This window comes from Chryseobacterium sp. OSA05B (assembly GCF_019970065.1).
Classification (GTDB): Bacteria; Bacteroidota; Bacteroidia; order Flavobacteriales; family Weeksellaceae; genus Chryseobacterium.
Genome location: NZ_JAHXYH010000001.1, coordinates 37,805 through 51,689, shown reverse-complemented (window position 1 = coordinate 51,689; position 13,885 = coordinate 37,805). Strand labels below are relative to the sequence as shown.

15 protein-coding genes are annotated in these 13,885 nt (G+C 36.8%); 10 read left to right on the top strand and 5 right to left on the bottom strand.

Going from position 1 to position 13,885, the window contains the following annotated elements:
- Positions 1–25: 25 nt before the first annotated feature.
- From bla-A to LC419_RS00290, 3 genes are all read right to left on the bottom strand, one after another.
- A complete protein-coding gene (gene bla-A / locus LC419_RS00300) occupies positions 26–904 on the bottom strand; it encodes a CGA/CIA family class A beta-lactamase (protein WP_223605463.1) in 879 nt (292 codons plus the stop codon).
- A gap of 64 nt (positions 905–968) precedes the next feature.
- Positions 969–2,699, bottom strand: coding sequence for a cellulase family glycosylhydrolase (locus tag LC419_RS00295; protein ID WP_223605462.1), 1,731 nt, complete (start codon positions 2,697–2,699; stop codon positions 969–971).
- A gap of 227 nt (positions 2,700–2,926) precedes the next feature.
- On the bottom strand, positions 2,927–3,889 hold the full coding sequence (locus tag LC419_RS00290; protein ID WP_223605461.1) for a Gfo/Idh/MocA family protein: 963 nt from the start codon (positions 3,887–3,889) through the stop codon (positions 2,927–2,929).
- Positions 3,890–4,028: 139 nt separating this feature from the next.
- Between LC419_RS00290 and LC419_RS00285 the strand changes: the two genes are divergently transcribed.
- The 3 genes from LC419_RS00285 to LC419_RS00275 all read left to right on the top strand — a co-directional run bounded on the left by LC419_RS00285 (position 4,029) and on the right by LC419_RS00275 (position 6,258).
- A complete protein-coding gene (locus LC419_RS00285; protein WP_223606725.1) occupies positions 4,029–4,679 on the top strand; it encodes a protein-L-isoaspartate(D-aspartate) O-methyltransferase in 651 nt (216 codons plus the stop codon).
- Positions 4,680–4,939: 260 nt separating this feature from the next.
- Positions 4,940–5,194, top strand: coding sequence for a prevent-host-death protein (locus tag LC419_RS00280; protein ID WP_223605460.1), 255 nt, complete (start codon positions 4,940–4,942; stop codon positions 5,192–5,194).
- A gap of 86 nt (positions 5,195–5,280) precedes the next feature.
- Positions 5,281–6,258 (top strand): D-glycerate dehydrogenase, encoded by a 978-nt coding sequence (locus tag LC419_RS00275; protein ID WP_223605459.1) that lies wholly within the window; start codon positions 5,281–5,283, stop codon positions 6,256–6,258.
- A 40-nt stretch (positions 6,259–6,298) separates the two neighbouring features.
- Here LC419_RS00275 and LC419_RS00270 read toward each other — a convergent pair whose 3' ends face one another.
- Both LC419_RS00270 and LC419_RS00265 read right to left on the bottom strand, forming a co-directional pair.
- Positions 6,299–6,694, bottom strand: a complete 396-nt coding sequence (locus LC419_RS00270) for a hypothetical protein (RefSeq protein ID WP_223605458.1) — start codon at positions 6,692–6,694, stop codon at positions 6,299–6,301.
- Positions 6,681–7,226: an RNA polymerase sigma factor gene (locus LC419_RS00265; RefSeq protein WP_223605457.1), complete on the bottom strand. Its 546-nt coding sequence runs from the start codon at positions 7,224–7,226 to the stop codon at positions 6,681–6,683. The genes LC419_RS00270 and LC419_RS00265 overlap by 14 nt, the downstream gene beginning before the upstream one ends.
- 107 nt (positions 7,227–7,333) lie before the next feature.
- On the opposite strand from LC419_RS00265, the gene LC419_RS00260 reads away from it, so the two are divergent.
- From LC419_RS00260 to LC419_RS24095, 7 genes are all read left to right on the top strand, one after another.
- Positions 7,334–7,666, top strand: coding sequence for a DUF6249 domain-containing protein (locus LC419_RS00260; RefSeq protein ID WP_223605456.1), 333 nt, complete (start codon positions 7,334–7,336; stop codon positions 7,664–7,666).
- Between the two features lie 94 nt (positions 7,667–7,760).
- Positions 7,761–10,124 carry an outer membrane beta-barrel protein gene (locus LC419_RS00255; protein ID WP_223605455.1) on the top strand — a complete coding sequence of 788 codons (2,364 nt, stop codon included), beginning with the start codon at positions 7,761–7,763 and terminating at the stop codon, positions 10,122–10,124.
- A gap of 86 nt (positions 10,125–10,210) precedes the next feature.
- Positions 10,211–10,501: a hypothetical protein gene (locus LC419_RS00250; RefSeq protein WP_223605454.1), complete on the top strand. Its 291-nt coding sequence runs from the start codon at positions 10,211–10,213 to the stop codon at positions 10,499–10,501.
- Positions 10,502–10,658: 157 nt separating this feature from the next.
- A complete protein-coding gene (locus tag LC419_RS00245) occupies positions 10,659–11,096 on the top strand; it encodes an endonuclease domain-containing protein (RefSeq protein ID WP_223605453.1) in 438 nt (145 codons plus the stop codon).
- Positions 11,097–11,286: 190 nt separating this feature from the next.
- The gene (locus LC419_RS00240) at positions 11,287–13,272 is read left to right on the top strand and encodes a urocanate hydratase (protein WP_223605452.1); all 1,986 of its coding nucleotides are present in this window, start codon (positions 11,287–11,289) and stop codon (positions 13,270–13,272) included.
- A 31-nt stretch (positions 13,273–13,303) separates the two neighbouring features.
- Positions 13,304–13,699 carry a hypothetical protein gene (locus LC419_RS00235; protein WP_223605451.1) on the top strand — a complete coding sequence of 132 codons (396 nt, stop codon included), beginning with the start codon at positions 13,304–13,306 and terminating at the stop codon, positions 13,697–13,699.
- Entirely contained in the window at positions 13,700–13,825 is a 126-nt protein-coding gene (locus LC419_RS24095) for a hypothetical protein (protein ID WP_262901680.1), read from the top strand. It abuts the gene before it with no gap.
- The last annotated feature ends 60 nt before the right edge of the window (positions 13,826–13,885 follow it).

The window sequence follows — 13,885 nt, the reverse complement described above, 5'->3', positions numbered from 1 at the left end:
CAGCTTTAAAAATAAGCTTAATATTTTACTTATTAAAATCATCCCAGACCGCTTTGGAAATATCTGAAACCATTTTACAGTTCACGGCATCTGTTTCCATGGAATCGTTTACAAATATGGCAATTGCGTAATGATTTCCGTTCGGAAGAGTGATAATTCCCATGTCATTTTCTGCGATGGTAAGTCCGTTGTCATTTTTCCCCGAAGAACCGGTTTTGTGGGCTACCGGAGTATTTTTGGGAAGCTGTTCAACAATTTTATTCGTACCGGTTTTGGTTCCGATCATAATCTTCATGAGATAATCTGTTGATTTTTTGGTAAGAAGTTTTCCGTCATAGAATTTTTTCAGAACCTGTATGGCAGACCGGGGTGTACTGTAATTCTCATACAAAGCCTTCCCGCTTTTATGCATCTCAGCTTCGTTGTGTTTGATCTGAAATCCTTTTACTCCTTTCGAATCCATGAACTTCTGAACAGTCTGTGTGCCTCCGATAAGTTTAAGTAAGACGTCACAGCCATTATTATCACTTAATGCAACGGTGTAATCAAGTACTTCACCCAAAGACAGTGAAATATTGGCATCTGGATATTTCTCACGAATTGGCGACCAGGTGTTTTCGAGCATATCTTCCTTTTTGAAGAAAAGTTTCTGATTCAGAGACAGCTTTCCCCGATCGACAAGATCCAGTACTGTACAGGCAATATGAAATTTGAATACACTTAAAGTCGGAAGTGGTTGATCCCCGTTTTTGCTATATTTAAAATTATTTTCGAACCCAAGAACTGAAACTCCAACGGTTGCTTTTTTTCCTTCTGTAATGGCATTTATTTTTTGCTCCAAAACAGATTTCTGAGCCGTTGCAAGTACCGAGATCAGAAGAAAGAAAAGTCCTATTTTTTTCATAGTATACAGCTTAAAAGAAGATCCCTTTTAGACGCTAAAAGGGATCTGCAATTTAAGATAATTATTATTGTATTTCAAAATAATTAAGATTCGAACCGTTGCCTTCAAATCGAAGCCTGATTTTGTTTGTTCCTTTCTTCAGCGGGACATTTTTAACGGATACTGTTTTCCAGTTTTCTTCTCCACCGGTAGACGACAGTGAAACATTGGCCAGTTGTTTTCCTGACGCATCTTCAAGCTTAATATTGGTATCATTGCTGCCTGAATATCGGATATTGAACGTATAATTTTTCTCGGATTTTACAGTAACGGTATACTGAAGCCATTCTCCCGTTTCCGTTTTTCCCACATAATATTGATTGGTAATAGCATCATGACAGAGATAAATGTCTACACCGTCATTTCTCATTTGCTGTCCGGAATTCCATTCAGATCTTTTCTTAGGATCACTTACCCAAAGATTGACAAAATCATGATCCAGATAAGCCGAACCCATTCTTCCCAAATCATACTCGGATGCAAATATTCTTCCCGGAACCTGATGGTTTTTGAACGGTTTTGTCGTGTCGTCGGTTACCTGTCTGAACATAGCATCAATAACATCATTTTTGATTTCAACATTGCTGAATTTATAATTTTCTGCAATCTGCATCAATGCTTTCGTGGCAAAATCTTTAGACGGTTTTTCACCTCCGTTTTTCCAATAATTCAGAAGTTTTTCATAGTCAGGAGTGATCTTGACGTTGGTGATTCCTGCAATATTATCGATCTTTTTCATAGGCCAGAATGCATAGCCTATATTATGTTTGTCCAGAAGCTGGATCAGCTCCGTAAACCACACATTTGAATTTTCTCCGGTTTCTCCAAACCAGATTGGAATATTATGTTTTTTTCTGAGTTCAAGGATAGACTGGATGGTCTCATCATTGTTATAATTCCAGTATTTATGGAAGCTGAACGCTATATTGCTGTCCCAAAGAGGAATCAATCCGTTGTAGTTATTTCCCCATCCGTTTCCTTCAATGAATATGAGGTGCTTTTTATCTGTTTCACGGATGGCTGCTGTAATTTCTTTCTGAAGTTTCCAGAGTGGGGCATTGGACATTTCATCGGTACCGTTCGGATTTTTTCCTGTGAAATTAATATTCGGTTCATTGATCAGGTCGTAGCCTCCGATCCAGGGCTCATCTTTATATCTTTCGGCAAGCTTTTTCCATAATGCGATTGTTTTTTTCTGGTTGTCCGTATTTTCCCAAAGTGACGGCTTTGTTTTATCATTATCTGAAATATTGACATCATTTCCCTGTCCTCCCGGAGCTGCATGAAGATCCAGAATCAGATATATTTTATTGGCAGCACACCATTTCAGCAAATCATCTGTCATTTTAAAACCTTCTTCCAGCCAGGTATTTTGTCCTTTTACGGACTCTTTTTCAATAGGAAGCGTATACAGATCATAATGCATCGGCAGCCTTATGGAATTGAAACCGGCTTTAGCCAGAAAATCGATATCCTGTCTGGTAATGCCGTTTTTAAGATAAGCTTTATAGAATTCCTTCATTCCGTCTTCACCAATTAATTCAGAAATCTTTTCCTTGATCTTGTATTGTGGACCGGCAAAATCAGCCGTTTTCAGCATATAACCTTCCTGAAGCATCCATCCGCCGAGACCCAGACCCCGCAGCTGAATATTTTCACCTTTGTCATTTATTATTTTCTGTCCGTCGGTTTTTAATAATTGGGATGTCCCAAATTGAGACAATAATAGGGTGGATAATAGGATGGCTCTTTTCATATGGAATTATATATTTAATTTATAGGAGAGGATTATAGAATAATTATTTTAAGAAAGACAAATATATTTAAAAAATCCAGAACAAAGATTAATATAATGTAACAAAAACAGATTATTTTCAATGAATTGTAAAAATAAAAACAACCTATGCCAAATGGTAGGGTTAAAATAAAACAGGCTGTCATGTATACCATGACAGCCTTTTATGAAGTTATATTGAGATCTTTTTAAGAAATCAGTTTTACAATTTCAAGGGCAACTTTTAAAGCTTCGGTTCCGTCTTCAAGAGAAACTTCTACATTTTTACCGTCGGTGATTGCATCTGCAAAAGAATTTAATTCATCAAGAATAGCATTATTAGGCTGAATGTCAGGGTATTCAAACAGAATCTGGTTCTTTTCTCCATCTGCATTTTCAATGATCATATCAAAAGGAGTAGGGTTTTCAGGAGCATCTTTCATTCTGATCACTTCCGCTTTTTTCTCCAGGAAATCTACAGAGATGTACGCATCTTTCTGGAAGAAACGGCTTTTTCTCATGGCTTTCATTGAAATTCTGGAAGTAGTAAGATTCGCTACACACCCATTTTCAAACTCTATTCTTGCATTCGCGATATCAGGAGTTTTGCTTACTACACAAACACCACTGGCATGAATATTTTTAACCTTGGATTTCGCCATACTCAATAAAATATCCAGATCGTGAATCATTAAATCCAAAACAACAGAAACATCCGTTCCTCTCGGGTTGAATTCTGCCAGCCTGTGGATTTCAATAAACATCGGATTATTGATATATTCCTTTGTAGCAATAAATGCGGGGTTGTATCTTTCAACATGTCCTACCTGTGCTTTGATGCCATTTTCCTGACATTTATGAAGGATTTCTTCAGCCTGCTCAAGGGTTTGGGTCACTGGTTTTTCAATGAAAAAATGAAGCTTTTTCTCAATCGCTTTTAGAGCATAATCATAATGATATACAGTAGGCGTCACAATATCCAGCATATCGATCTGCCCAAGAAGTTCATCAAAATTTTCAAAATATTTATATCCGAATTCAGCTTCTATCTTTTTTCCGTTTTCAATATCTTTATCGTGGAAACCTACCAGCTCGTACTTATCTGACTGGTTAAGAAGTCTTAAATGGATCTTTCCCAGATGTCCGGCACCTACCAAACCTGCTTTTAACATAGATTTTTTTATTTTGGTAAAGATAAGAATTTTAGGTATTAGGAAATACCTTGTTGCATTTAGGTTGATAAGTATTGATAGTTTTTTTACTTTTGTAGAAACTACTACACGCAACCTAATAACTACTATCTTACCAATGATGCATGATTCGTTTGTACATAAAGGAAAAAGAAAAATCTTAGTTGAATATTTAAGACATAAGATCGGGATATCGGATGAGAATGTACTTTCGGCAATGAGTCAGGTTCCGAGACACCTTTTTATCGAGAGCATTTTTGAGGATTTCGCCTACGAAGACCGCGCATTTCCCATTTTATCACACCAGACTATTTCTCATCCTTCAACCGTCGCTGAGCAGTCTGAACTGTTGCAGGTGAAGCCAGGAGAAAAAGTGCTGGAGATCGGAACCGGATGTGGATACCAGACCGCAGTTTTGTTAGCAATGAAAGCCTTGGTTTATACGGTAGAAAGGCAGAAAGATCTTTTTGATTTTTCAAAAAAGAAGTTCCGTGAGCTGCATTTAAGTCCGAAATTTCAAAGTTTCGGGGATGGTTTTGCCGGACTTCCTACGTTTGCTCCTTTTGACAAGATCATTGTGACCTGTGGTGCATCAGTGTTGCCGACAGAATTACTTAAACAGCTGAATATGGGTGGAAAAATGGTCATTCCATTAGGTCCTACTGATGAGCAGATCCTGTACAGGTTTACAAAAACGGCTCCCACTCAGTTTGAAAAAGAAGAATTTGGGGCTTACAAATTTGTTCCTATGTTGGGAGATACAAATCATTAATGATATTTTAGCCACAAAGGTTTCAAAATTTTTAATTCATTTAACACTTTAGAGCAACTAAGTAGAAAATCAATTATTTTCATAAAAAGTTGAGTGTACTTTTTTGCAGTATGAATTTAAACTTCAGATAAATTAAAGTGTTATAAAATCTTTTGTGCCTTTAATGGTTTAAAAAAATCTAACATTTTAATAAACTTTAAGACCGGTTCGGAATAGTAATTGAATTCAGTACACTACCTAATCACTTAAATTGTATTATTATGGATACGAATAGATTTAAAGCATCACATGACTTTAGCAATATTCAGAAAAACCTGCATAATAATCCCGGATATCATGTAGAAAGCTATGGGCAGCAGGTGAAGGATTATATGAATGATATGAAAACAAAGAATCAGGAAGCGACCAAACAGGGATTTATGGCTCATGCACAGAAATCTGCAAAAGATGTTTGGGAAGAAATTCACGAGATGGCTTCAGAAGCCTGGGACAAAAATAAAGATCAACATCAGTAATTTTTAATACAGAAGTTAAAGAACCTCACTTATAACAGGAGTGAGGTTTTTTGTGGGAATACCCGAAAACTAAATCGAAATAAATAATGAAAGTATTTGTAAACAGAAGAATTCCTGAAACAGGAATCAAGATGCTGAAAGAAGCCGGACTGGAAGTTTTTATTCCGGAACATGAAAATCTGTCTCATGACGAATGGCTGATCTATTGCCGGAACCACGATGCTATTTTAAGCGTGGGCGGAGAATTTAAATACGACAGAGATTTTTTCAGTCAATGTCCCAACGTAAAAACGATTGCTTTATATTCCGTAGGTTTCGATCATGTTGATATTAACGAAGCGAACCGTAGAAATATTCCTGTGGGAAATACACCGGATGTACTCAGTAAAGCTACTTCTGATGTCGCTTTTCTGTTGATGCAGTCGGTGGCGAGGCGAGCAAGTTATAACTTTCAGAAAGTAAAAGATGGCAACTGGGGCGACTTTGATCCGTTGCATGCTTTAGGGCAGGAGTTGTACGGAAAAACTTTGGGAATATTAGGATTGGGAAGAATCGGATTTGAAATGGCTAAAAAGTCCCAAAAGGCCTTTGATATGGATATTATTTATCACAACCGCCATCAGAATGAAGAAGCAGAAAAAGAGCTCGATGCCACCTATGTTTCTTTCGAAGAACTGATTGAACAATCCGACGTTCTCAGTATTCATGCCAATTTCACTCCTGAGCAGAAAGATCTTTTCAATGAACAGGTTTTTGCGAAAATGAAAGACAATGCGATTTTCATTAATACAGCTAGAGGCGGTTTCCAGAATGAAAAAGATCTGTACGAAGCATTGATTTCAAAACAGATCTGGGGAGCAGGTTTAGATGTTACCAATCCTGAGCCGATGTCCAAAGAAAGCCCGCTTTTAGAACTTTCGAGTGTCTGTGTACTGCCGCATATCGGTTCTGCCACCATCGAGGCGAGGACCGGAATGGCAATAATAGCTGCTGACAATATCATTGCTTTTTCTAAAGGCGAGAAAATACCTTATTGTGCCAATCCTGAGGTGTATACAGGATAAAACATAAGTAATGAGTAATGAGTAATAAAATTGGGGAGAATTATCTTTCCAATTTTTTTATGGTGAAAAAATGGCTTGCTAGCTGAATTGATGTGACTATGAACACAAAAAACAGAATCATGTATTTGTGTTCGATTACTGTCGAAATCATTACTGACAACTGATCTCTACTAAAAAAAGTAAAGAGGAAACCAAGGCACATGACAAGCAATACTGAAAACAAGGCATATAATTTCAGATTGAATTGACGTTGTTTTTTCATTTCAATTTTTCTGATGATTGTACCAGAAAACCCTAGTGGAAATCCTGCATCAGGCTTCTGCTCCAATGATTGGTAAATCATCCCGTAGAGGTTGAGATCATTCCCGGATAGTTCCTGGAAATCTTTCTGATCATCAATGATCTTCTGAATTATTTTATCTTTATGGGTATCCATCTTTTTCAAGTTTTTGTTTTAATAATTTTCTTGCTCTGAATAAATAGCCTTTTATAGTTCCTTCAGGAAATTTTGTAATATTTTGAATTTCCTGAATACTGAAATCATCCATGTGATACAATGTGATTACCGTTCTGTAGGGTAAAGGCAGTTCACTAATCAGCCTGTTGATGTAGAGATCGAATTCTTTCCCTATCAGTTTTGTTTCCGGAGTTTCGGAAGAAAATCTGAAGTCTGAATCATCATCAATGATATTGAACTGATATTTTGAATTTTTCTTCAGATAATTAACGGCAATATTGTAGGTGATTTTAGCGATCCAGGTGGAAAGTTTAGATTCTCTTTTAAAATTTTTCAAATGACCATACACCTTTATAAAAACTTCCTGGCCTACATCTTCTATATCTTCATCATTACTCAATAACCTGTTCAAAATAGAATAGACCAAATTCTGATACTGCTTTACAATATGCTGAAAAGCGCCAAGGTTTCCCTTCAGAATATCATTAATGGTTTTTTCTTCATCAAACATATTACATTAGACAATCTTTTTACGTTCAGGTTACAAATTTCTAATGTATTGCAATTTTTGTAACCTTTTGCTATCGTATTTTGTCTATTGGTTAAATCTAAATTGTTATGAAACATTTGGCACCCTTTATAGTCATGATTGCTTTGCTAATTACCATAGCTGTAATTATTGTCGTGATCACCAATTACAACCTGAAAAAGAAGATCCTGAATAAGGAAAATATAGATGAGCGCATGTATTTAATCCTTAACAATCTTACCGGATTTAATTCTGAAATGCTGAAATGGGGAATTATCCTGTTATTCGGTGGAGCAGGACTAATTGTTCTTGAATTTCTTCCACATAATGAAAATACACCGCTTCCTTATGGAGTGCTGACCGTCTTTGTTGCACTCGGTTTTCTTACTTATTATTTCGTGATGAAAAATCAAAAGAAATAATCTTCTCTCTTTAACTCATCCATAAAAATCCTGTACCATATTAAGGGCAAAAAACTTTGCTCCTGGGATTTTTATGCCCTTAATCCAACCTATTATGAAACGTATATATGTATTTTCAGTTTTGATTTTTTTGCTATTTGCAGGAAGTTTATGCGCCCAGAAAATATGGTCAGGGAACATAAAGGATTCTGTGTCAGGTAAGGCCGTTTCTTTTGCTTCTTTAAAAATTATTGATCAGGACCAGCATATTATTCAGACAGAAATTTCAAAAGAAGACGGATCGTTTTTAATCCCTGTTAAAGAAGATATCACGAATCTGCAACTTCTGGTTGTAAGCTCGGAATTCGGATCTAAAAGAGTGAGAATTAATGCCAGTCAGACAGATCTTGGAACTTTATTTCTCAACTGTGAAAACTCCATAGAAGAAGTAGTGATCAACGCCAAAAAGCCACTAATCAGAAATAAAATAGACGGGCTGGTTTACGATGTTCAGTCTGATCCCGAAAGCCGGTCAAAAAATGTGATCGAAATGATGAGAAAATTACCTTATCTGTCTGTAGATGCCAATGAAAATATACTTTTCAAAGGAAATACCAATTTTAAAATACTCATCAATGGTAAAGAAACACAGCTTCTCAATACCAATGCAAAGGAAGTACTGAAAAGTATTGCTGCCGGCACCATTCAGGATATTGAGATTATTACCAATCCTTCATCAAAATATGATGCAGAAGGAGTTTCAGGAGTCATCAATATCATTACCACAAAAAAAATGAATGACGGATATAATGCTTCCGTTAATTTTGGAACGAGATTTCCCAAACAGGAACAGAATCTGGGATTCTCTTTGAATACAAAACATAAAAAACTGGGTATTTCTGCTTATGGGGGCGGTTTTTTTAGAAAAAATCCTGAAATAGACTATCACAATCATCAGAATACGGTTTCCAGCAGGCTTCAACAGGATGGAACCACTTCAAACAAAGGTATTGGCGGATATTTTAATGCGAATATAAGTTATGAAATAGACAGTTTACAATTGCTCAACCTACAATTGGGTTCAAACCTCTCCAACAGCAAGTCTCAGGATATTCTGGATTCTTACTTTTATCAGCAGAATGCCCTTTCGGAAAATAATAATTCCAGTAACCATTCTGACAGCAAAGGGAAAGGTTTTGAAACTTCTGCTAATTATCAGATTGGGTTTAAGCATGATAAAAGCCAATTTTTAACCCTGTCCTATAAATTCAATAGTTATGACTACGATATAATGGCTATTTCAGATATTCAGAACCGGATCCTTCATGTATCAGACAGAATTGATCAGCATAACGCTAACCGGAACAGTGAACATACTTTTCAAATCGATTTTGTGAAAAATATAAAGAAAATAGCGCTCGAAACAGGAGTGAAAGCCATACTCAGGAAAAACAGCAGTGATTATACATCCGTTCCGGAAAATGTCAATAATTCGGATGAATTCCTCAACAGACAAAATATATATGGTGCTTATGTTTCTGCGAAATTCTCTTTATTAAACTGGAATTTCCAGACAGGTGTAAGAGCAGAAAGTACTGCAACGGATGTGAGTTTTATCTCCACCAATGCCAAAGTTGATCAGAACTATTTCAATTTTATCCCGAATATTTCAATAGGGAAAACCTGGAAAGAGCATCACAGCATCAGTGTTGGCTTTTCCCAGAGGATCAAAAGACCCGGAATTATTCGTCTGAATCCATTTGTTAATCAATCAAATCCCTATTTTGAAATCAGTGGAAATCCCTACTTAAAATCTGTAGTGAACAACGATATTATGACCAGTTATTCCTACAATAAAAAAGTAAATCTGAACGTTGGACTTTCCTATTCCTTTTCCAATAAAATTGATCTGAAAGTTTCAACCTATAATCCCATGACCAATATTACAAAAACGACTTTTGAAAATTCGGGTAACGCAAGCAGACTGGGACTTGATTATTATTTCAGTTATCCGGTGACAAAAAAGCTGAATCTGAGCATTAATGGAAATTCCGCCTTATTTTTTATCAATGGAAAAGTGAATGATATACCTGTTGAAAATAATCTGTTGACGTACTACATCTATCTGTCTGCTAATTATAGTTTTGAAAATAGCTGGACCATCAGTTCAAATCTGGAGATCAACAGCAAAATGCCTGCAGGTTTACAAAGTACCACCAATGCTTTTACCGGTTCGTTTTTCAGTGTCAGTAAAAGTATTCTTGCCCATAAACTTTCCTTTTCAGCCTTTATAAATAATCCGTTTAATACTTATAGAAAAGCGGTTACAGAAACTTTTGGTGGTACATTCGGGCAGAATAATGATATCAGAGACTATTACAGGTCTTTCGGTTTCAATGTTACATATAAATTCGGAAGGCTCAAAGATGAAATTAAAACTCCCCAACGCAAAATAAACAATACCGATCTCGCCAATTAGTTGTTATGTTTTTGTAAATCACTGACCGTAAAAAGAAAGGTTGGAACCGTTTTTGATCTATACCATTCACACTAAATACTGATATTATGATACCAGAAGACAATACAAACGAACAGAACAGAAAACTCGAAGAGATGGATTACAATCCCAGTGAAGATATATTCAATAAAGAAAAACATATTCCGCTGGACGGCGACGGAAACCCAATCCTGAATGAAGAGGACAATGATAAACTAGATAAAGGACTTGATATTCCGGGAACTGAAGATGACGATGATATGGAAGAAATAGGATCCGAAGATGAAGAAAACAATTACTGGAGCCGCAGTGATAATGCGGACGATCACGAAGAAGAAAATGATGACGTTTTAACTTAAATTTCGGATATATAAAATACAATTGCCTTACTGATTTTCAGTGAGGTTTTTTTTTATTTTTGAAAACCACTTGTTCTCTGACGAATATCATTCCCCTCTTTTGGAGGAGTGGATTTGACTGAAAGGAGAAGACGGGGTGGTTAAAAAAACATAAACAATGAAAGAAATCCTTACCCATATTCAAGGTATTCCCATTCAAAGGAATTTTGTAGAAAATCTACCCTTTAATCCCCATTTAACAGTATTGCTAAAAGAAAAACGGAAAGCACGTATTTTAAGTGAGGTTATTTTCTGGAAAAAGGTGAGGGCGGGAGCATTTCACCACATTGATTTTGACAGACAACGAATCATCGGGAATTATATTGTTGACTTCTATGTAAAAACTTTAGGGCTAATTGTTGAAATTGATGGTTCCAGCCATGATGAAAAACAAGTTTACGATGGAATCAGACAGGAATATCTTGAGTCTTTGGGACTTTTGGTTTTCAGGACTACTGATTTTGACGTAAGGAATAATATATATGTAGTGATGAAAGATCTGGAATGTTTTATTATTCAGTATTTTGGGACCACCCCGTCTTCCAAAATTTTATAAATTTTGCAATCCACCCCTCCGGAGGAGGGGAATCTTTACCCGCCATCTCAACCACAACCAATCATCACATTATCCCATCATCGAATCACCCCATCAACACATCATCAAATACCCTTGCCTATATTTTCTAATTTGAATATCTTTAAAACTTCAAAAAGTTAGAATTCTAAACATTGAACTAAATAGCAATATGACATTTCAAGAACAGATACAGCAGGGGATCCCGAATCAGCTGCCACAACCTAAACCATACGAAACCAATATCAATCATGCACCGAAGCGTAAAGAAATTTTAGGAGAGGAAGAGAAAAAGCTTGCTCTGAAGAATGCTTTACGTTATTTCGAACCTCAGTTTCATGCGGAGCTTTTACCCGAATTCAGAGAAGAACTGGAAAAATACGGGAGAATTTATATGTATCGTTTCCGTCCGGATTATGAAATGAAGGCAAGATCAATTGCGGATTATCCCGGAAAATCTGAGCAGGCAAAAGCCATTATGCTGATGATCCAGAATAATCTGGATTATGCAGTGGCACAGCATCCTCACGAACTGATTACGTACGGAGGAAACGGAGCTGTATTTTCAAACTGGGCACAATATCTTCTGACCATGAAGTATCTGTCTGAAATGACGGATGAGCAGACTTTAACCATGTATTCAGGTCACCCGATGGGTCTTTTCCCATCGCATAAAGATGCACCCAGAGTAGTGGTAACCAACGGAATGATGATTCCTAATTATTCCAAGCCGGATGATTGGGAGAAATTCAATGCCTTAGGCGTTACTCAATATGGGCAGATGACAGCGGGAAGTTATATGTACATTGGTCCGCAGGGAATTGTTCATGGAACTACGATCACTGTTCTGAATGCTTTCAGAAAAATCAAAAAAGAACCGAAAGGAGGCCTTTTTGTAACTTCCGGATTGGGAGGAATGAGCGGTGCACAGCCAAAAGCAGGAAATATCGCAGGCTGTATCACGGTATGTGCTGAAGTGAATCCTAAGATCACCAAGATCCGTCACGATCAGAAATGGGTGAACGAAATTCACGAAAACCTGGATGAATTGGTAGAAAGAATCCTGAAAGCTCAGGAAAACAAAGAAACTGTTTCTCTGGCTTATCTTGGAAATATTGTTGAGGTTTGGGAGAAATTTGATGAGAAAAACTTAACAATAGATATCGGATCTGACCAGACATCGCTTCACAATCCTTGGGCGGGTGGTTATTATCCTGCCGGACAGAGTTTTGAGGAATCAAACAGAATGATGGCCGAAGAACCTGAATTATTTAAAGAAAAAGTTCAGGAAACCTTAAGAAGACATGCTGCAGCCATCAATAAACATACACAGAAAGGAACCTATTTCTTTGACTACGGAAATGCCTTTTTACTGGAAGCTTCAAGAGCCGGAGCTGATGTAATGGCTGAAAATCCGACTTTAGGAAGAGAATTTAAATATCCTAGTTATGTTCAGGATATTATGGGACCTATGTGCTTCGATTATGGTTTCGGGCCTTTCCGTTGGGTATGTGCAAGTGGAAAACCGGAAGATCTGCAGAAAACCGACAATATTGCATGTGCTGTACTGGAAGAGATGGTGAAAAATTCTCCGGAAGAGATTCAGCAGCAGATGAAAGACAATATCCAGTGGATCAAAGGCGCTCAGGAAAATAAACTGGTTGTAGGTTCTCAGGCGAGAATACTTTATGCAGATGCAGAAGGAAGAATGAAGATCGCTGAAGCTTTCAATAATGCCATTAAAAACGGGGAAATTGGGCCTGTTGTTTTGGGAAGAGATCATCACGATGTTTCCGGGACAGATTCGCCTTACAGAGAGACTTCCAATATCTATGATGGTTCAAGGTTTACCGCAGATATGGCGATTCACAACGTAATCGGCGACAGTTTCCGTGGTGCTACGTGGGTATCTATCCATAACGGTGGCGGAGTAGGCTGGGGCGAAGTGATCAACGGAGGTTTCGGAATGCTGCTGGACGGAAGTGCAGAGGCAGACAGAAGACTGAAATCTATGCTTTTCTGGGACGTCAACAACGGAATTTCCAGAAGAAGCTGGGCAAGAAATGAAGGTGCTGTTTTCGCGATTAAAAGAGCGATGGAAGCTGAGCCTAATTTGAAGGTGACGTTGCCGAATTTTGTGGATGAGAGTCTTTTTTAATTTGAGAATTTGAGAATGAATTAATTTGAAAATGGATATTCACAATCAATTTACAAGTATGTACTTTCTACTTTTATTTACAACTTTTGTTGCATTAAATCTTATCATTTTAAGATTTAAAAAGCAAAATTGGAAAGTTTTGTTTGATTGGAAAGTGATTGTATCAGCTTTTGTCATTACGTTATTGGGGTTGTCGTATTGTGAATCTTCAAAATCAAATGATTGGCTTATTGAAACTTCTGGTTTTCCAAAATATTTTTATCTGAAAAAATCTTCTTTAGGAAAAGATTCTTTAATGGACTGGGGGATTGTACAGTTTGATTATATAAATTTCTTGGAAAATTTAATTCTCATTTTTCTTTTAATAGATATTTTTAAGCTAATGTTACAAAGTAGTTTGAAAACGAAAACTACTAATTTAAAATAAGTGAAAAATACTGTACGAAGCTGGGCCAGAAATGAAGGCGCTGTTTTCGCTATTAAAAGAGCGATGGAAGCAGAACCGAATTTGAAGGTGACGCTGCCGAATTTTGTGGATGAGAATTTGTTTTAATTAAACATAAATTAGATTATAATAAACAACTTTGCTGTATTTTATATAGCAAAGTTTTTT